Origin of the sequence: Halorubrum sp. Ib24 (assembly GCF_002252745.1) — an archaeon.
In the GTDB taxonomy this organism is placed as follows: Archaea; Halobacteriota; Halobacteria; order Halobacteriales; family Haloferacaceae; genus Halorubrum.
Genome location: NZ_NHOX01000039.1, coordinates 23,860 through 40,734 on the forward strand (window position 1 = coordinate 23,860; position 16,875 = coordinate 40,734).

The 16,875-nt window shown below is 70.7% G+C and carries 21 protein-coding genes; 11 read left to right on the top strand and 10 right to left on the bottom strand.

What is annotated here, in order from left to right; translation table 11 throughout:
- Window positions 1–20: 20 nt before the first annotated feature.
- The 3 genes from DJ82_RS10025 to DJ82_RS10035 are packed head-to-tail and all read right to left on the bottom strand — an operon-like array spanning window position 21 to window position 2,345.
- Window positions 21–1,145: a DUF5821 family protein gene (locus tag DJ82_RS10025; RefSeq protein WP_094522175.1), complete on the bottom strand. Its 1,125-nt coding sequence runs from the start codon at window positions 1,143–1,145 to the stop codon at window positions 21–23.
- A gap of 41 nt (window positions 1,146–1,186) precedes the next feature.
- On the bottom strand, window positions 1,187–1,927 hold the full coding sequence (locus DJ82_RS10030) for a tRNA (adenine-N1)-methyltransferase (RefSeq protein ID WP_094522176.1): 741 nt from the start codon (window positions 1,925–1,927) through the stop codon (window positions 1,187–1,189).
- Between the two features lie 10 nt (window positions 1,928–1,937).
- A complete protein-coding gene (locus DJ82_RS10035; RefSeq protein ID WP_094522177.1) occupies window positions 1,938–2,345 on the bottom strand; it encodes a nascent polypeptide-associated complex protein in 408 nt (135 codons plus the stop codon).
- Between the two features lie 178 nt (window positions 2,346–2,523).
- Here DJ82_RS10035 and DJ82_RS10040 point away from each other — a divergent pair, with 178 nt between their 5' ends.
- Entirely contained in the window at window positions 2,524–3,309 is a 786-nt protein-coding gene (locus DJ82_RS10040; protein ID WP_094522178.1) for a creatininase family protein, read from the top strand.
- Here DJ82_RS10040 and DJ82_RS10045 read toward each other — a convergent pair.
- Window positions 3,306–4,010 (bottom strand): 6-hydroxymethylpterin diphosphokinase MptE-like protein, encoded by a 705-nt coding sequence (locus DJ82_RS10045; protein WP_094581720.1) that lies wholly within the window; start codon window positions 4,008–4,010, stop codon window positions 3,306–3,308. The genes DJ82_RS10040 and DJ82_RS10045 overlap by 4 nt on opposite strands.
- Before the next feature lie 174 nt (window positions 4,011–4,184).
- Window positions 4,185–5,414: a dihydropteroate synthase gene (folP, locus tag DJ82_RS10050; RefSeq protein WP_094527115.1), complete on the bottom strand. Its 1,230-nt coding sequence runs from the start codon at window positions 5,412–5,414 to the stop codon at window positions 4,185–4,187.
- Window positions 5,415–5,556: 142 nt separating this feature from the next.
- On the opposite strand from folP, the gene DJ82_RS10055 reads away from it, so the two are divergent.
- The gene (locus DJ82_RS10055; RefSeq protein WP_094522181.1) at window positions 5,557–5,787 is read left to right on the top strand and encodes a hypothetical protein; all 231 of its coding nucleotides are present in this window, start codon (window positions 5,557–5,559) and stop codon (window positions 5,785–5,787) included.
- 6 nt (window positions 5,788–5,793) lie between these two features.
- On the opposite strand, the gene DJ82_RS10060 is transcribed toward DJ82_RS10055, so the two are convergent.
- Window positions 5,794–6,396 carry a DUF192 domain-containing protein gene (locus tag DJ82_RS10060; RefSeq protein WP_094581721.1) on the bottom strand — a complete coding sequence of 201 codons (603 nt, stop codon included), beginning with the start codon at window positions 6,394–6,396 and terminating at the stop codon, window positions 5,794–5,796.
- A gap of 158 nt (window positions 6,397–6,554) precedes the next feature.
- On the opposite strand from DJ82_RS10060, the gene DJ82_RS10065 reads away from it, so the two are divergent.
- The 4 genes from DJ82_RS10065 (at window position 6,555) to DJ82_RS10080 (ending at window position 9,113) form a co-directional block, all read left to right on the top strand.
- Complete coding sequence (locus DJ82_RS10065; RefSeq protein ID WP_094581722.1) at window positions 6,555–7,145, top strand: hypothetical protein; 591 nt, start codon at window positions 6,555–6,557, stop codon at window positions 7,143–7,145.
- Window positions 7,142–7,984 (top strand): RNA methyltransferase, encoded by an 843-nt coding sequence (locus tag DJ82_RS10070; RefSeq protein WP_094522184.1) that lies wholly within the window; start codon window positions 7,142–7,144, stop codon window positions 7,982–7,984. The genes DJ82_RS10065 and DJ82_RS10070 overlap by 4 nt, the downstream gene beginning before the upstream one ends.
- Before the next feature lie 149 nt (window positions 7,985–8,133).
- A complete protein-coding gene (locus DJ82_RS10075) occupies window positions 8,134–8,763 on the top strand; it encodes an AzlC family ABC transporter permease (protein WP_094522194.1) in 630 nt (209 codons plus the stop codon).
- Window positions 8,760–9,113, top strand: coding sequence for an AzlD domain-containing protein (locus DJ82_RS10080; RefSeq protein ID WP_094522185.1), 354 nt, complete (start codon window positions 8,760–8,762; stop codon window positions 9,111–9,113). The genes DJ82_RS10075 and DJ82_RS10080 overlap by 4 nt, the downstream gene beginning before the upstream one ends.
- Before the next feature lie 46 nt (window positions 9,114–9,159).
- Here the strand turns inward: DJ82_RS10080 and DJ82_RS10085 are convergent, their stop codons facing one another.
- The 3 genes from DJ82_RS10085 to DJ82_RS10095 form a co-directional block, all read right to left on the bottom strand.
- Window positions 9,160–9,528: a hypothetical protein gene (locus DJ82_RS10085; protein WP_094581723.1), complete on the bottom strand. Its 369-nt coding sequence runs from the start codon at window positions 9,526–9,528 to the stop codon at window positions 9,160–9,162.
- A gap of 41 nt (window positions 9,529–9,569) precedes the next feature.
- The gene (locus DJ82_RS10090; RefSeq protein ID WP_094527120.1) at window positions 9,570–9,920 is read right to left on the bottom strand and encodes a hypothetical protein; all 351 of its coding nucleotides are present in this window, start codon (window positions 9,918–9,920) and stop codon (window positions 9,570–9,572) included.
- 66 nt (window positions 9,921–9,986) lie between these two features.
- The gene (locus DJ82_RS10095) at window positions 9,987–11,918 is read right to left on the bottom strand and encodes an aldehyde ferredoxin oxidoreductase family protein (RefSeq protein ID WP_094522195.1); all 1,932 of its coding nucleotides are present in this window, start codon (window positions 11,916–11,918) and stop codon (window positions 9,987–9,989) included.
- Between the two features lie 305 nt (window positions 11,919–12,223).
- Between DJ82_RS10095 and DJ82_RS10100 the strand changes: the two genes are divergently transcribed.
- The 3 genes from DJ82_RS10100 (at window position 12,224) to DJ82_RS10110 (ending at window position 14,193) form a co-directional block, all read left to right on the top strand.
- On the top strand, window positions 12,224–12,631 hold the full coding sequence (locus DJ82_RS10100; RefSeq protein WP_094581724.1) for a VanZ family protein: 408 nt from the start codon (window positions 12,224–12,226) through the stop codon (window positions 12,629–12,631).
- Between the two features lie 92 nt (window positions 12,632–12,723).
- A complete protein-coding gene (locus tag DJ82_RS10105) occupies window positions 12,724–13,818 on the top strand; it encodes an archaeosine biosynthesis radical SAM protein RaSEA (RefSeq protein ID WP_094581725.1) in 1,095 nt (364 codons plus the stop codon).
- Window positions 13,819–13,989: 171 nt separating this feature from the next.
- Complete coding sequence (locus tag DJ82_RS10110) at window positions 13,990–14,193, top strand: hypothetical protein (RefSeq protein ID WP_094522190.1); 204 nt, start codon at window positions 13,990–13,992, stop codon at window positions 14,191–14,193.
- Between the two features lie 44 nt (window positions 14,194–14,237).
- On the opposite strand, the gene DJ82_RS10115 is transcribed toward DJ82_RS10110, so the two are convergent.
- On the bottom strand, window positions 14,238–15,041 hold the full coding sequence (locus DJ82_RS10115) for a 5-formyltetrahydrofolate cyclo-ligase (protein WP_094522191.1): 804 nt from the start codon (window positions 15,039–15,041) through the stop codon (window positions 14,238–14,240).
- A 156-nt stretch (window positions 15,042–15,197) separates the two neighbouring features.
- On the opposite strand from DJ82_RS10115, the gene DJ82_RS10120 reads away from it, so the two are divergent.
- Together DJ82_RS10120 and engB are read left to right on the top strand one after the other, a co-directional pair.
- A complete protein-coding gene (locus DJ82_RS10120) occupies window positions 15,198–15,914 on the top strand; it encodes a DUF4013 domain-containing protein (RefSeq protein WP_094581726.1) in 717 nt (238 codons plus the stop codon).
- Between the two features lie 74 nt (window positions 15,915–15,988).
- On the top strand, window positions 15,989–16,609 hold the full coding sequence (engB, locus tag DJ82_RS10125; RefSeq protein WP_094581727.1) for a GTP-binding protein EngB: 621 nt from the start codon (window positions 15,989–15,991) through the stop codon (window positions 16,607–16,609).
- Window positions 16,610–16,875 lie beyond the last annotated feature (266 nt).

A 16,875-nucleotide genomic window follows, 5' to 3' on the forward strand; every position in this document is an offset into this window, starting at 1 on the left:
CGGGGAGGCGCGGCCGGCGGTCACCGCCGCCGGTCCCACACCGGTCGACGGCTCTCCTCGCCGGGACCGCGGTAGAGCGTGCCGTCCTCGTCGAGCGGGAGCGCGAACCGCCCGCGGAGCACGCTGAGCACCTCGGTCGGCTCGGCCCGGAGGAGCGCCTCGTCGACCGCCCTGAGACGGAACTGGGGGCGCCCCGGCCCCATCGGCATCTTGATCGACTCGATCAGCTTCCGCTCCACGAGCGCCCGGCGGTCGTCCGTGAGCTCCTGACCGGGCGCGATCGCGACGCGGCCGCCGTCGGGACCGACCCCGTCGGCGCCGATCCCGGCGCTTCCGGGTTCGTTTCCGGCGCTTCCGGATTCGTCGCCGGTGCTCCACTCGCCGTCGATCCATCGGCGGAGGTCCCGGAACAGATGGTCGTGTCGGGCCGCCAGCGCGACGAACAGGGCCCGATCCGTGACGGTCCCGACTCGGCCGACCGCCCCGTAGTCGAGCGCGTCGAGGACCGCGGCGACGTCGTCCGCGAAGCGGTCGTCGAGGACTCCGCGCGCCGCGGCCAGCAGCCGGGTACGCGAGGGCATCCCGACGGGCGCGGGCGCCGCCGCCTCGAACCGAGCCGATGCGGCGCCGCGCGCGGCGGCGGTCGCGTCGCCCGTCTCGGAGACGAGCGTCCGGTCCGCGCGGGGGCCGGCGACGGCGTCGACGCGGTCCGGCGTCGCGAACACGAGCGAACGCGGTGCGGTCTCGGCCGCCGAGGCGTCGCCGGCGGAGACGGCCTCGCCGGTGAGCGTCCGCAACTCGATCGATCCCTCCGTGACCGACTCGGCCACGGCGGTGCCGAGGACGAACGCCCTCTCGAGCGCGTCGACCGCGCCGGGGCGACAGGCGACCCGCCACGGCTCGCCGTCGGCGGTACGGCTCCGAGCCGCGAGGACAGACGGAAGGAGCCCGAGCGGGACGCCGACGGCGACGACGCCGGACCGCCCCGCGAGCGCCGACTCGATCGAGCCCGCGAGCGCGTCGCCGTACTCGTCGATCGCGACGGCGACCTCGGATGGCTCGGTCGGGGGGTCGCCGCCGGTGGCGGCGGCGGCGGCGCTGTCGTCGCCAGCGGCGGCGCCGTCGCCGCCCGTCGAGGGAGCCATACGGACCGGTGCGTCGGGACCGGAAAGAACGTTGCGCCGGCTCAGGGCGCTCGCGCGAAGACGAGGTAGCCGGTGTGGCCGACGCCCGCGGTGGAGGGGCGCGAGCCGCGCTCCGAGAAGTCCATCTCGCGCTGGATCGTCTCCAGCGTCTCGATACCGTCGAGACCGACATCACGAGCGGCGAGGGCCGCCTCGCGGGTACCCTCGACGAACGGGGAGTAGACGGCGAGACAGCCGCCGGAGACGAGCAGTTCGTCGGCGCGCTCGACGACGGCCGGCGCGTCCCCGGTGTCGAGCGTGAGCGCGTCGAACGGCTCGTCCTCGGCGAGGTCGTCCAGCTCCTCGGTGAGGTCGCCGGTGCGGACATCGACGCGGTCGGCGACCCCCGCGGTCGCCATGTTGGCGCGGGCGACGTCGGCGAACTCGGCGTCGATCTCGTAGGTGGTCACGTCGGCGCCGGCCCGGCCGAGGTAGGCGGCGAGGATCCCCGTCCCGGTGCCGGCGTCGAGGACGCGGTCGCCGCCAGACGCACCGGTGTGGCCCATCACGAGCCCCACGTCGCGGGGCATCATCGGGGCGCCGGTGCGTTCGAGGTGGTTGAACAGGTCCGGCCCGCGGAGCTCGCGGACCGCGAAGGCGGTGCCGAGGTGCGTCTCGACCGTGTCGCCGCCCTCGACGTCTTCGGGGACCTCGAGCACGCCGAGGTCGGTGCCGAACTCCTCGCCGGGCTCTAGCAGGTACTCCCGGTCCTCGTGAACGAGGAGGTACGCGGCGTCGGTCACGCCGAACCGGTCACTCCAGCTCCGCGATGGCGGCGGCGAGGTCGCCGTCGTTGTCCTCGAGCGCCTCGCGGGCCGTCGACTGCGGGACGCCCGCGCGCTCGGCGACCAGCGCCACGTCCTCGTCGGGGATACCGACGTCGGCGGCCTCGTCGGTCTCGTCGGCCGCGCTGGCGGATCCGCCCTCGACCGCCGAGGGGCCGCCCGCGCCCGCGTCGGCGACCTCTTCCGGGGAGCCGACGATCTGGTAGGTCTCCTGGCCCTGCGCGTCCATCTTGGTGACTTGGGCGCCGTCGAAGACGAGGTCGCCGTCGGCCGTCTCGATGACGACCCGCTCGGCGTCGAGCTCCTCGACGTCGATCCCCATCTGTTTCATCATCTGTTTCATCTTCCGCGGGTTCATGCCGCCTCCTCCGAACATACCAGCGAGTTCGGCCGGACGACACAAAAAGGGTGGCGACACGGGACGACCCCCTCGTCGACCGGCGGACCGCGGCCGTCGCGACGGGCGCCGAGCCGGCCGCCGCGGGGGCCGCGCACGAGACGGCGAACGGCGCCGGGACGACTGGGTTCATACGTCCCGAACACCACCTGCGGGTATGTATCTCGCCGACCGGACCTGGCCGGAGCTCGGGGCGAAGCTGTCGGACGAGTCCGTGGCGCTCGTTCCCCTCGGCTCCACCGAACAGCACGGCCCGCACCTCCCGCTCGCGACCGACCACCTCATCGCCGAGGCGCTCGCGAGCGCGGCCGCCGAGGAGACCGGCGTCGTCCGCACGCCGACGGTCGACGTGGGCGTCAGCCCGCACCACCGGCAGTTCCCGGGGACGATGTGGGTCGACCCGCCGGAGTTCCGGGACTACGTCGAGGGGTTCACCCGCAACCTCGCGTACCACGGGATCGACCGGGTAGTCTACGTGAACGCCCACGGCGGCAACGTCCAGCACCTCCGCGAGGTCGCGCGCCGGCTCCACGAGGACGGGACGACGTACGCGTTGGAGTGGATGTGGGACGAGTCGATCCCGGAGCTCGTCGACGAGCTGTTCGAGCACAACGGCCCGCACGCGGGGCCGAAGGAGACCGCCATGATCACCCACATCGCCCCCGAGCTCGTCCGCGAGGACCAGTTCGAGAACGCCCGCGACGACGGGCTCGTCCACCTCGAGGAGTCGGACGCGATGGTCCACGGCGCCCGGACGTTCTTCGACTCGGTCGACAACTCCGCGAACGGCGCCTTCGGCGACCCGACCGACGTGACGCCCGAGAAGGCGGCGCGGCTGTTCGAGGCGGCGACCGACCAGCTCGTACGGCTCGTGGAGTGGCTGGAGGCCCGCGACCGCGAGGAGCTGCTGCCGAAAGCCCGCGTCGAGTCGTCGCCGTACTAGTCGCGGCCGGGCAGCACCGAGTCGAGCGCGGCGTCCGCCTCCTCCCGCCGTCCGTCGAGAACGTCGAACTGCTCGCCGCGACGACGTTCGAGCCACCGCAGCAGGCGAGCGGCCCAGTCCAGCTTCCGCGCCTTCATCGGGCCGACGTCCGGGTCGTCGAACTCCCACCCCGGAAAGACCAGACGGCCGGCACCGACGTGGTCGGCGAGGAAGGCGGCGCGGTCGCCGTCGGTGAATCCGCCGGTGTTGACGACGACTCCCGTCGGCGCCGCCTGCGTCGTCGCCAGCGTCCACTCGTCGTCGAACCGAGGGAGCCACTTCCGGACCGCGGGGAGGTTGTCGCCGGGGGCGTGGGCGGCGACCGGCACGCCCTCGCGCGTCAACGCGGCCGCCGTCTCCGGGTTCTTGTCGAGGTCGGTCACCATGCAGTCGACCGCGACGCCCCGCTCCCGGAGGACGTCGGCGGCGGTCGAGGCGGCGACGACGACGTCGGCGCCGCGGGCGAGGTCGACGTCGTCGGCGAGTCTCGGCGCCGCGCCGGCGACCGCGACCGTCGCGCCGCGCCAGTCGCCGAGGCGGTCGAGCGGGAAGGGGGTCGCCAGCCCGGCGGCGACGTCGCGGGCGCGCTCGTCGTCGGCCCGCTCGAAGCCGAAGTCCGCGAGGATCGCCTCGTAGACCGGCTCGAACGTCTCGAAGTTCACGCTCGCTCCCCCGTGTTCGGGCGGGCGGATCGGTCGGCCCGCCCCGGCGCCGCGCAGCGCCGCCGCTGGCGGGGTGGAATATGGTATGGGCCGGAGTAGCACAGAGTACCCCTACCCGCGTGCCCCTCCGGCGTCCGGTCGATCGGTTGTCTGCACGACGGCATAAACTTTCTCTTACTTCCAGCCGGCGTCTATCGTTTCGAGCGCGGTATCGAGCGCGACTGACACGCCGGAAACCGCGGCCGTGACCGCCGAGAGCGCGGTCGGCGTACAGATCAGAAGTCCCGTGGATCCGGTCCCGTCGGCGTCGGGTACGCCGCCGTCGGTCGCGGAGTGCGGGGCGGCGGCGGCGTCGGCCGCGGCCGGGAGCGCGAAGACCGCTCCGTCGACGCCCTCGGCTCCGGCGGTCGCGGCCCGGAGCGCCCCGACGGCCGGCTCCGGGAGGCCGTCGAGTTCGTACGTTCGAACGGCCGCGTCGCCCGCGGCGGCGGGGTCGGCGCCGAGCCGGTCGAGGTGGCGCTCCGCCTCCCGCGCGGTCGTCACGTCGAGTTCCTCGACGGCGACGTCGCCGGCGTCGCGTCCCGACCGGACTCGGTCCCGGGCGAACTCGGCGCCGACGAGCGCCGCGTCGCGGGTCTCCGCGACGTCGTGCGTGCGGATCACGTGCGCGCCGCGCTCGACCGCCATCGACGTGGCCGCCAGCGAGACGGGGAGCGCCTCCTCGGTGGTCCGGCCGGCGATCGTTTTCAAGAAGCTCTTGCGGTTGATCGAGACGAGCAGCGGCCGGCCGTACCCCCTGAACTCCCGTAAGCGGCGGAGCGTCTCGCGGTCGTCGGCGTGGGTCTTCGCCTCGGACCATCCGCCGAAGGCGGGGTCGAGGATCGTCTTGTCGGTGAGGCCGTTCATCGAGAGCGCCTCGTAGATGTCGTCGACGTCCTCGATGGCGCCCGGGCGCTCCAGGTCCGGCGGCGAGGCCATCTTCGAGACGGCGGCGTCGTGCTCGCGGCAGACGCGAGGCATCTCGGGGTCGGCGAACCCGCAGATGTCGTTGACCATGTCGAAGCCGCGCGAGAGCGCCTCGTCAGCGACCTCGTGATACCGGGTCTCGATCGACCAGACGGCGTCGCCGGAGGTCGACTCCATCGTCTCGACCGCGGTGTCGAGCCGGTCAAGCTCCTGGTCGGCCGAGAGCACGTCGAGGTCCTTGTTGGCGGACTCCAGTCCCACGTCGACGATGTCGGCGCCCTCCCCGATCAGCTCCTCGTCGACGTACTCGGCCGCCTCGCCCGGGTCGTCGTACACGCTCGGGTCGTACGGCGACTCCGAGGAGACGTTGAGCACGCCCATGATCCGGGGCGGGTGATCGTCGCCGATTCCGAGTCCCGCGGCGTCCACAGTTCGCATAACAGTACCACGGGCGCGAGCATCATAAACGGGGCGAGTGAGGGATGGCAACGGGTCGCAAGCGAGCGGAGACACGTGTCAGTGTGAGACATGACGGCAGCCGTCGGACACGCGTTATTGCCCTCCGGCACGAAGCACGCGTATGGACACGAAATCCGAAGATCGACTGCTCGGACTCGCGATAGTCGCCCTCCTCGCGACGATGGGGGGCGAACTGCTCGGGAGCCAACTGGTCATGACGGTCGGGGTGACCGTCTTCGCCCTCTCGCTCGTGGCGCTGTTCGCCGTCATGACTGTCGTGCTCGCGGTGAACGTCGCTCGAACGTCGGAACTGAAGTCGATCGAGCCGGCGATGAGCGAGCGGTCTCGCTGAGCGGGGTCACAGCTCGAACGTCAAGACGTCCCCGACCGCGACGCCGTGTCGGTCGGTCCACTTATATGGGACTTCCAGCACGTACCGGCCGGACCCCGGATACGTCTGCTCGCTCCCGTCCTCGTTCGGTCCCGGTTCCGGCGCGTTGTGGATCTCGACGATCGTCCCCTCGGCGTCGGCGTAGACGATGTCGATCCCGAACGACATCTCGCGCATCACGAACGTCAGGTCCTCCCGCGGCGCCGGGAAGACGAACAGCATCCCGGCGTCCTCGGGGAGCGTCTCGGCGTCGCTGAGGCCGAGGAACCGCTGCTCGCCCGTCTCGGCGATCGCGGCGGTCACCCTCCCGAGGCGGTCGCCGTCGGGGGTGCGGGCCTCGACGAGAGTCACGTCGTAGTCGGCGTAGGCGCCGGACGGCCACTCGGCGGCCCGATCCGCGCCGTCGCCGTCCCCGTCGCTCTCGTCGGCCTTCCCGTCGCTGTCGTCGGCCTTCCCGTCGCGCTCGCCGTCGGCTTCCCAGTCGCTCGCGGTCGGTCCGACGCCGGCACAGCCGGCGAATCCCCCGACCGAGCCGGCGCCCATCGCGGCCAGCAGGTCCCGGCGTCGCATCGGGCGGGGTACGAGTCGCTCGCGTATATGCCTCGCGGCGGGAACGGCGGGCGTTCGAGCGCGTCGTCGAGCGGTCCCGCGCGAGGGCGCCGAGGTCGGAACGACGCGCTCGTCCCGGGAAGGACGCGCTTTTATCTGCGCCTCGTCTAGGCGCTCGCATGGCGAAAGTGAGCGTCGGCCTCCGCGGATGGCGGTTCGACGAGGAGGAGATATTCACCGACGACGGCGAGCTCAAGCCGCTCGACGAGATCCCCGAAGGGCCCCGAGAGCGGCTCTTCAGGCTCGTCTCGCTCGTCGAGGAGCCGTGCGACGTCTGTTACCTCGAACACGGCGAAAGCGAGATCCACCGCTGTAACCAGGCCGAGATCGTCTACGGGGAGCCCAACGGCGAGGTGCTGCTCTGCCCCGAACACGAGCCCGAACTGATCTACTGGTACCGCGAAGCGGGCGGGAGCGAGCACGCCGGCGGCCTGGAGTTCGGCGACCGCTTCCACGAGTGGGTCGCGGCCGGCAACGAGGCCCCGGACGGGTACGGCTCCGTCGAGCACGTCGAGGAGGACCCCGACGGGCTCCCGGACCTGCCGGATCAAGCGGAGATCCAAGAACGCGTCGAGCAGGACTTCGAGGGCGACCGGATCGACATCCTCGAACTCGCCGGGAAAGACGACGAGGGGGACGCCGACGACGAACTGGACGAAGACGAGTTCGAGGACGTCGACCTCTCGACCGACTACCCGTCGAACCGATGAGCGGCGCGGACGAGGACGCGGTGGCCGAGGGCGACGCCGGTGCCGAGAGCGACGACCGCGCTCAGTCCACCCGCCGCGAGCCGGTGGTCGTCGTCGTCGAGCCGGAGACGCCCGGCAACGTCGGCACCATCGCTCGGGCGATGAAGAACTTCGGCCTCTCGGACCTCAAGCTGGTCGACCCGCCGGAGCTGACGGAGGACGGCGAGGCGTACGGCTTCGCCGGCCACGCCCGCGAGGACGTGCTTCCGAACGCGGACACGGTCACGTTCGACGAGGTCGTGGCGAACTACCACACGGTCGGCACCACCGCGATCACCGGCGAGGACGACCGGAGCCACGAGCGGTTCCCGTTCAAGACGCCGGCCGAGCTCCGGGAGTCGCTGCGGGCCGTCGACGCGCCGACCGCGATCGTGTTCGGTCGCGAGGGCCGCGGGCTCAACAACGAGGAGCTCTCGCGGCTCGACGAGGTGTGCTCGATCCCCGCGGACGACGACTACCCCGTGCTGAACCTCGGACAGGCCGCGACCGTGCTGCTGTACGAGCTCCGCGAGCTCACCGTCGACGAGACGCAGCTCCCGGACACGGCGGTCACGCGGGCCCCCGAGGGCGACGTGGAGCGCTTCCACGAGTTCTTCGGCGACTTCCTCGCGGCGACCGGCCAGCGCGAGCACGTCCGCGAGAAGAACGCGCTGCTGATGCGCCGGCTACTCGGGCGCGCGCACCCGACCGAACGGGAGGTCCACTCGCTGCTCGGCACGTTCCGCAAGGCGAACGCGAAGCTGGAGCACGCGGATCACCTCGCCGCGAAGTACGACGAGCCGGTCTACCCGCGGGAGTGACCGTGGAGCGCGAGACCACCGACGGCGACGCCGAGGGCGACGCCGTCGAGGGCGACGCTGCCGACAGCGACGCCACCGAGGGCGGCGCCACCACCAACGACGCCGCCACCGGCGACCTCTGGGCCGGCGTGCGCGACGTGTCGCCGCTCATGCTCGGTATCGTCCCGTTCGCGCTCGTCGCGGGCATCGCCGCCGTCGACGCCGGCCTCGGGCTGGCGGAGGCGGTCGGCATGTCCGTGATCGTGTTCGCCGGCGCCTCCCAGCTCGCCGCGCTGGACCTCCTCGGATCGAACGCCCCCCTCGCGGTCGTCGTCGGAACGGCGGTCGTGATCAACGTCCGGATGGTGATGTACTCGGCCTCAATCGCGCCGTACTTCGCCGAGTACGGGCGCCGGCTCCGGGCCGGCCTCGCGTACGTGCTCACCGACCAGGCGTACGCCATCTCGGTCGCGGAGTTCGAGGAGAACTCCGCCCGGAGCCGCTGGCGGTACTACCTCGGCGCGGCCGCGTCGCTGTGGGTCGTCTGGCAGATCGGCACGGTCGTCGGCGTCGTGGTCGGCGCCGGCGTCCCCGACGCGTGGGGGCTCACGTTCGCGGTGCCGCTCGTCTTCCTCGCGCTGCTCGTCCCCGCGATGAAGGACCGACCGACGACCGCCGCCGGCGTCGCGGCCGGCGCGGTCGCCGTCGTCGCGGCCGGCCTCCCGCTGAACCTCGGACTGCTCGTCGGCGCGGTCACGGGGATCGCCGTCGGCCTCGCGACGGAGGTGGTCGAGGCGTGACCGGCGCGCCCCTCGGCACGGGCTCCCCGCGCGTCTGGGTCGCCATCCTCCTCATCGGGATCGCCACCTACGGGTTCCGGCTCTCCTTCATCCACCTGTTCGGCCGGATCGACGAGGTGCCCGCCCGAGTAAAACGCCCACTGCGGTACGTCCCGCCCGCGGTGCTCGCCGCGCTCGTGCTCCCCGATCTGGTGACGCTGCGCCCCTCCGTCGCCGCGACCCTCCTCGACGAGCGGCTGATCGCGGGCGCCGTCGCGGGCGTCGTCGCGTGGCGGACGGAGAACGTGTTCGCGACGATCGCGGTCGGGATGGGCGTGCTGTGGCTGTTTCGGTTCGTCGTCTTCGCGTGAGGCGCACGACCCGGCCGCCCGTCGGCCCGGACGCCGCCCGGCGCTCTTATCTGATCCGCTCCGGATAACGCCGCGCGAGAAGGGCGGCCGCGACGGCGCAGACCGCGGCGAACGGGACCGCGGTCGCGACGCTCACGAGCCCGCGAGCGGGCGGCACGGCGTACGAGACGGCGGCGACGGCGAGGATCGCGTACCCGAAGGCGGCGATCCCGAGCAGGGCCGGCCGCGCCCGCGGCGAGCGCCAGAGCCGCGTCCGCGTCGCCGCTCCGGTGACGATCCCGGCCGCGAGGCCGACCGGCAGCCCGACGATCGCCGAGAACGCGATCCGAGCGGCGAGCGCCTCGGTGATAAGGGCGGCGACGACGAGGAACGTAGTGATCGCGACGCCGAGCGCCGCGAGGGGACGGGCGTTCATGCCGGGCGGAATGGACGGCTTAGGACTTAAAAGGGCCGCCGCTACCGATCGCGATCGGTGAGTCGATCGGGCGAAGACGCCTCGCGGTCTCCGAGGCCGTCACCGGCCGACTCGTCGCGATCGGTCGCGCGGCCGAAGCGGGACCCCCGCTCGGCCTCGCGCTCCCTGACCGCGGCGAACCGCTGAGCGGCGTCGGCGACCGAGTCGAGGACGGCGAACGTGCGGTAACTGAGGTACGCTCCGAACGTGAGTCCGAACGCGACGATGAGGCCGAGCAGGATCTGCCCGAGAATCAAGACCGAGTAGACGAACGTCAGGAGGGCCACGGTCGCGGCGGCCGTCCCGAGTCGGGTGCGGAGGGCCTCGGAGGGCGAGAGCGGGTCGTGCGCCATGCGCCCCGCTACCGGCCCGGGACACTAAAAAATGGCTGGCGGTCGGCAGGGACGGGGCGACCGTCCTCAGTCGTCGGCCGGAGCCGCGGAGTCGCCGGCGGAGACGCCGGTTCCGGGGCCGATGTCGATGCCGAGGTCGGCGAGCTTCTCGTCGGGGACGACGCCGTCGACCCAGCCGCGGGTCTCGTAGTACTCCGCCTTCATCTCGTCGAGCTCGCAGAGCTCGCCCTCGCTGGCGCCCGTGCCGGGGATGGCGTCCGGGTGCCCGTCGATGAAGCGGTTCGGCAGCGTGTCGTCCGCGCCGTCGAAGCCGGCGAGGTTGTTGAAGTAGCGTTCGAGGTTGTACACCCGCTCGCCCGCCTCGAACAGCTCGTCCTCGGAGACGTCGCGGCCGGTCATACCGTTGTACTGGAGGACGTACTCCTCGATCCCCTCGGCGAACGCGCTGAACTTGCAGATGTCGAACGAGTCCGACACCGCGTGCAGGTCCTGGAAGGTGGCGGTCAGCTCGCCCTTGCCCTCCCACTCGTACGGGTCGACCTTCTCCGGGATCCCGAGGATCTCGGCGGCCGGCGTGTAGCCGCGCAGGTGGCACGCGCCGCGGTTGGAGGTCGCGTACGCGATCCCCATTCCCTTCATGCAGCGCGGGTCGTAGGCGGCCATCGTCTGGCCCTTGACCGAGAGCTTGTTGCCGTGGGCGTCCTTCGCGTCGGCGACGCGCTCGGGGCCCTCCGCGAGGAGGTCGCCGAGGTCCGAGGAGCGGTGGCCGATCTCGTCGAGGAGGTCGACCATCGTCTCGGAGTCGCCCCAGTCGAGGTGGCCGACGCCGTCGAGTTTGCCCTCTTCGCTCATCTCCATCGCCATCGCCATCATGTTGCCGGCCTCGATGGTGTCGATGCCGAGGTCGTTACAGCGCTGGAGCATCAGCGCGATCTCGTCGCGGTCGGTGTGTCCGGAGTTCGGGCCGAGCGCCCACGCGGACTCGTACTCGTACGACTCCGTGCGGACGTTCATGTCCTCGCCCTTGTGCTGGAACTGGACCTCGACCTCCTTCTTGCAGGCGACCGGGCAGGAGTGACAGGTCGGCTCGTCGACGAGGATGTTCTCGCGGACGTTCTCGCCGGAGACGCGCTCGGCGTCGACGTCGATCCCCTCGGTGTCGTTGTACGCCTCGGTCGAGGTGTACTTCGCGTTCTTCGTCGGGAGACCGTCCATCTCCTCGGTCGCGTTCATCAGGACGTTCGTCCCGTACATCGAGAGCCCGCCCTCGTTGGGCGCGGTGACCTCCGACTCGCGGATGACCTCCATCGCCTGCTGGTACCCCTCCTGGAACGTCTCGGGGTCGGCCGGTTTCGGCATGTCGGTGCCGCTCTTCACGACGACCGCCTTCACGTTCTTCGCGCCCATCACGGCACCCGTGCCGCCGCGACCCGAGGCACGGTCGTCCTCGTTCATCACGCAGGCGTAGCGAACGCCGTTCTCGCCGCCCTGCCCGATAGCCATTACGGAGAGGTTCTTGCCGACGGCGCCGTCGACCTCCTCGCCGAGAGCGTCGATCGCGTCGTGGACGCCCTTCCCCCACAGATGGGAGGCATCGCGCGTCTCGACCTCGCCGTCCTCGACGAACAGGTAGACGGGGTCCTCGCTCTCGCCGTCGAGGAGGATCCCGTCGAGTCCGGCCCACTTGAGTCGGGCACCGGACCAGCCGCCGTGGTGCGAATCGGTGACCGTTCCCGTCAGCGGGGACTTCGTCACGAGCGCGATCCGACCGCTCATCACGGTCTGGGTCCCCGTGAGTGGCCCCGTCATGAAGGCCAACCGGTTGTCGGGCCCCATCGGATCCACGTCCGGACCGGCGTCGAAGACGTACTTGACGCCGAGCCCGCGCGCGCCGATGTACTTCTCCGCGTCTTCCTCGTCGATCCCGTGGTAGTTGACCGCTCCCTCGCCGAGATCGACCTGTGCAACTCTGTCTCTGTAGCCACCCATTTCAGTCATGTAATGCTCGTTCATTATAGATGTACCACAGCGTGTTAGATGTTCACCTCCGACCGAAACCGATATGCGTTACATCGGTCCCCGGCCACGAGCGTTGTGGTACATAAACGCCGACGAGGCTGGCAATCCGGAGATCCGCAGACGACGAGGGGTTCGAAACGGGACCACACGCGCGTGCCAGCGGGTGTGCTATCGAGCGGTTTCGACGGGAACGTCGCGGAACCGCCGTTCGGGCGTCCCGATCCGGTCCCGTTCCGTCGCCGCCATTCCGCACGGCTAACTACGTCCGGCGAGAACGACGCCGCGTGGCCGATCCCGATCGGGACGGGGGTGCGTCGACTGTTCGCCGGCATATCGAGACCGGCGCGTTCGCGCTCGTGCTGTTCCTCTCGTCGGTCGTCCCGGTACCCGGCGGCTTGGCCGCGGGCAGAGACGGGAGCGGAGTCGTCTCGTCGCTCGCCGCGCTCGGGATCGGGCCCACCGATCCGCTCCACTTCGTCGGCTACGCGGTCCTCGCCGCGCTCCTGGCTCGAACGACCGGAGCGACCCGTCGTGGACTGGTCGTCTCCGTCGGCACGGGGGTCGCGTTCGGGTTCGGGGTCGAACTCGTGCAGTCGACGATCCCGTGGCGATCGTTCGCCCGGGGAGACGTCGCCGTCAACGCGCTCGGCGCGATCGCCGGCGTGGGAGGGTACGCGCTCCGGCAACGATGATCCGGCCGTAACTAGGGTTCCGTCGCTGCGGGGAGGACTCCACGTTCCTCGATGACGACACGGCTTTACGCGCTCGCCCGCTTCCTCCGGTAATGAGCAAGCCGAGCCCCGACGCGTACGAGCAGGGGCGCGGGATGGACGCGCACAACGCCGTGATGCGCGACATCCGCGCCGAGCGCTCGGAGACGTACGACCCGACGCAGCCGACCCGCGTGTGGATCGACGAGGACAACACGCCCGACGGCGTCGTCAACTCCCTCACGATCATCCTGAACACCGGCGGCTGCCGGTGGGCCCGCGCCGGCGGCTGCACGATGTGCGGCTACGTCGCCGAGTCCGTGGAGGGCGGGAGCGTGGCCCACGAGTCCCTGATGAACCAGATCGAGGTGTGTCTCGACCACGAGCGCGAGGAGGCGGACGCGCCGGCCGAGCTGATCAAGATCTACACGTCGGGCTCGTTCCTCGACGAGCGCGAGGTCGCCGCGGAGACCCGCCGGGCCATCGCCGAGACGTTCGCGGACCGGGACCGTATCGTGGTCGAGTCGCTGCCGGACTTCGTGAGCCGGGAGAAGATCGGCGACTTCGCCGACCACGGCATCGCGACCGACGTGGCCGTCGGACTGGAGACGGCCACCGACCGCGTCCGCCACGACTGCGTGAACAAGTACTTCGACTTCGCCGACTTCGAGGACGCCTGCGCAGAGGCCGCCGACGCCGACGGCGAGTTCGACGCGGACGTGGGGATCAAGGCGTACCTCCTCATGAAGCCGCCCTTCCTCGCGGAGCCGGAGGCCGCCGCCGACATGATCGACTCGATCCGTCGCTGCGCCGACGTCGACGGGTGTCACACCGTCTCGATGAACCCGACGAACGTCCAGCGCTACACGATGGTCGACGAGCTGTTCTTCGAGGGCGGCTACCGACCGCCGTGGCTCTGGTCGGTCGCGCACGTCCTCGAGGAGACCGCCGACGTCGACGCCATCGTCGTCTCCGATCCGGTCGGACACGGCTCCGACCGCGGCGCGCACAACTGCGGCGAGTGCGACGACCGCGTCCAGACCGCGGTCAAGGACTTCGACAAGCGCCAGGACCCGAGCGTCTTCGACCAGGTCTCCTGCGAGTGCGAGGCGACGTGGGAGCACGTGATGGCGGCGGAGACGAGCTACAACATGCCGCTGGCGCGGTAGGGGCCGATCGACCGGAAACGACGGCGACCGGCGTCGGTCGTTTTATTCAACTTCTCGAAACGATCGTAGCGGTTTGAATCGAATAGCGTCGTGTTTTTGATTCACAGATCGGAACATACCGAACGATCAGGTCGAACAAGACCCATATACGTCCGGATACTACGGGAATACATGAACGCAGTCGCCAGCGGTCCCCGGTCGTCCCGCCGGAAGTCGGTCCTCTTCTGTGCGGAGTGCAGCTTCCAGAACCCCGTCTCGGAGGGGTGGCTCGTCGTCAGCGACGGCGACGAGCGCACCATCGTCTGTCCCGAGTGCGGTCACGTCGCCGACCACCGCACGGAGCGGTCCGCGCCGTCGCCGAAGCGCGCGGACTGAGGAATCCGAACTGAGCGGTCCGCGGTCGGCCGACCGAGTCCCTCCTATTTTCGCTCCGGTGCCCGCTCGGCGAGCACCGGGATCTCGTCCAGTCGCTCCGAGTCGAGCGCGTCCCAGTCGATCCCCGACGGGCGCTCGTAGGGCGTCTCGGTTCGGACCGTCCGTTCGGGGGTGACGATCAGGTCGAGCGGGACGTCGTGCGCGTCCGGAGCCGGGAGCGATGGTGACGGGGCGGCGCCGCGCTCGTCGCCGAGGTCGCCGGCGAGCGCCGACTCCGGCCCGTCGATCACGGACAGCTCGTGGACCGTGGTCGCGACGGTCGTCTGGTCGGTGACCGCGTCGAGCTCGCGGAGCACGCCCCACTCCAAGTCGCTGTACCCCTCGCCCTTGCCGATCCGCGCGCCGTCGGTCGTCACCGCGACCGAGCCGGCGACCACGAGGTCGACGTGCGGGACGTCCTCGGGCGCGACCGGCGTGCCGTGCGTCGAGATGCCAGAGACGGTGGTGGCGTCGTCGACCGTCGGCCGGTCGGTGGCGTCGTGGTCGGACCCCGCGAGTTCGTCGGGGTCGAGCCGGAGGAACGGGTTCGGATCGCGCAGGCGGGGCTGCGCGACGTACACCGTCTTGCCGGCGCGGAGCGCCGCGCGCCTGACCGGTAACTGCGGCGCGTCGGGGTTGCACTTGAGCGTCGCGGCGTCGGCCCACTCGGCGGTCTCGGTCAGTCGCTCGCACGCCGCGTCCGCCCCGGCGAAGTTCGGGATCCGGTCGTGGGGCGGGAACGGGAACCGCGCCTGGTCGCCCGCCTCGAACGCGTCCCAGACGGCCTCGCGGACGGCCTGTTTGTCCATGCGAGAGGGAGCGCGCCCGGCGACAAGTAACCCCCGAACGCGGACCCGAGGCGAGAGGCGTCGCCGGTCGCGATTCGGTCCGGTCCGCCGGTCGATCGGTCGATCGGCCGATACTCACCGTCGGTCTTATATATCAGATCGGTGTTGATTCGGCGTATGTTAGAAGACGGGCTCTCGTATCCGATACGGGGCGACTGGGTCGGGCGAATCGTCATCGGCGGCGTGCTGGGGTTCCTCTCGGTCCTCGTCGTCCCGGCGTTCATCATCGTCGGCTACCTCGTTCGGGTTCTGGAGAAGACGATCGGCGGCGACGAGGTGCCGCCGGAGTTCACGGGCTGGGGCGACCTGCTGATGAAGGGTCTGATCGGGACGATCATCACGATCGCGTACACGGTGATCCCGGTGGTCGTGTACGCGGTCGTCGTCGGGGTCGTGTCCGGAGCGGGCGGCGCCATCGGCGGCGACACCGGCGCGCTCGTCGGCGTCGTCGGGCTGCTGTTGACGCTGGCGTTCATCCCGGTGTTGTTCCTCGTCTACTACGCCGTTCCCGCCGCGCTGTCGGCGTACGCGGCCCGCGGGGAGCTTGGCGCCGCGTTCGACGCGGATCTCCTGAAGCCGGCCCTGTTCAGTACCGAGTACCTCGTCGCGGTGCTCATGCCCATCGTCGTGGCGGTCGTCGTCTGGGTCGCGACCGCCGTGCTGGCCGTCACCGTCGTCGGCCTCCTGCTCGTCCCGTTCGTCCAGTTCTACGGGCAGGTCGCCGTCTTCCGGATGTTCGGCTCGGCGTTCGCGACCGTGAACGACCGCATCGAGCGCGGGCCGGCCGGCGGCGCGGCGAGCGCGGTCGGCGACGACGTCGGCACGGCCCGCTGAGGACGCCGCGGTCGCCGCTGCGGCCCGAGACCGACGACGCGCCTTTTAAACCGCTCAGTCGCCCATGGACGCGTATGTTCGAAGACCGGCCGGACCGCGACGCCGAGGTCGTCCTCGTGGGGCGCTCGAACGTCGGCAAGTCCACGCTGATGCGCGAGCTCACGGGTCACGACTTCTCGACGGGCGGCAAGCCGGGCGTCACCCGGCAGCCGAACCACTTCGACTGGGCCAGCGAGAGCTTCATGTTCACGGACCTGCCCGGATTCGGGTTCATGTCCGGCGTCGAGGAGGAGCACCGCGAGGGGATCAAGACGAACATCGTTCGCTACCTGGAGGAGAACGCCGACTCCATCCTCGCGGGCGTCGTCGTGATGGACGGGAAGGCCGCCGTCGACATCATCGACCGCCACGCCGAGCGCGGGAACATCCCCCACGACGTGGAGATGTACGGCTTCCTGGAGGACGTCGGCGTCGAGCCCATCGTCGCCGTCAACAAGACCGACAAGATCGACGACCTCGACGAGCGGCTCGACGAGATCGGCGACCGGCTGGGACTGTACCCGCCGTGGCAGCAGTGGTCCGATCGGATCGCGCCGATGTGCGCGAAGCGCGGCGACATCGAGGCGCTGGAGGAGTGCCTCCGGACGCGCTTCCACGAGCACAACCGCGACGACCTGCTGAAGTTCGTCTCCTGATCGGTCGTTTCGGACGGGAACGTGAGTTCGGTTCTGAAGGTCGCACGCGTTCGTTTATAAGTCGATGCTGGCGACTCGGCAGTGAACGCCCTCAAAGCCCCAGCCGCTCGGCTATACGCAGTTGCTTGGAGGCCGATGACGAACACCTCCAAAGCCCCAGTCGCGACGACTCGCGCGACTCGTTGCGCTCCTCGTTCGTTCGCTCCGCTCACTCACTGCGGTGCTTACTTCGTCGGGCTTCGTCCTCGCGACTGCCCCTTTGAGTC

Coding starts and splice junctions, on each gene's coding strand:
- DJ82_RS10025 (WP_094522175.1), bottom strand. CDS start 1,145: ATGGCTCCCTCGACGGGCGGCGACGGCGCCGCCGCTGGCGACGACAGC.
- DJ82_RS10035 (WP_094522177.1), bottom strand. CDS start 2,345: ATGTTCGGAGGAGGCGGCATGAACCCGCGGAAGATGAAACAGATGATG.
- DJ82_RS10040 (WP_094522178.1), top strand. CDS start 2,524: ATGTATCTCGCCGACCGGACCTGGCCGGAGCTCGGGGCGAAGCTGTCG.
- folP (WP_094527115.1), bottom strand. CDS start 5,414: ATGCGAACTGTGGACGCCGCGGGACTCGGAATCGGCGACGATCACCCG.
- DJ82_RS10055 (WP_094522181.1), top strand. CDS start 5,557: ATGGACACGAAATCCGAAGATCGACTGCTCGGACTCGCGATAGTCGCC.
- DJ82_RS10060 (WP_094581721.1), bottom strand. CDS start 6,396: ATGCGACGCCGGGACCTGCTGGCCGCGATGGGCGCCGGCTCGGTCGGG.
- DJ82_RS10065 (WP_094581722.1), top strand. CDS start 6,555: ATGGCGAAAGTGAGCGTCGGCCTCCGCGGATGGCGGTTCGACGAGGAG.
- DJ82_RS10070 (WP_094522184.1), top strand. CDS start 7,142: ATGAGCGGCGCGGACGAGGACGCGGTGGCCGAGGGCGACGCCGGTGCC.
- DJ82_RS10075 (WP_094522194.1), top strand. CDS start 8,134: ATGCTCGGTATCGTCCCGTTCGCGCTCGTCGCGGGCATCGCCGCCGTC.
- DJ82_RS10085 (WP_094581723.1), bottom strand. CDS start 9,528: ATGAACGCCCGTCCCCTCGCGGCGCTCGGCGTCGCGATCACTACGTTC.
- DJ82_RS10090 (WP_094527120.1), bottom strand. CDS start 9,920: ATGGCGCACGACCCGCTCTCGCCCTCCGAGGCCCTCCGCACCCGACTC.
- DJ82_RS10095 (WP_094522195.1), bottom strand. CDS start 11,918: ATGACTGAAATGGGTGGCTACAGAGACAGAGTTGCACAGGTCGATCTC.
- DJ82_RS10105 (WP_094581725.1), top strand. CDS start 12,724: ATGAGCAAGCCGAGCCCCGACGCGTACGAGCAGGGGCGCGGGATGGAC.
- DJ82_RS10110 (WP_094522190.1), top strand. CDS start 13,990: ATGAACGCAGTCGCCAGCGGTCCCCGGTCGTCCCGCCGGAAGTCGGTC.
- DJ82_RS10115 (WP_094522191.1), bottom strand. CDS start 15,041: ATGGACAAACAGGCCGTCCGCGAGGCCGTCTGGGACGCGTTCGAGGCG.
- DJ82_RS10120 (WP_094581726.1), top strand. CDS start 15,198: ATGTTAGAAGACGGGCTCTCGTATCCGATACGGGGCGACTGGGTCGGG.
- engB (WP_094581727.1), top strand. CDS start 15,989: ATGTTCGAAGACCGGCCGGACCGCGACGCCGAGGTCGTCCTCGTGGGG.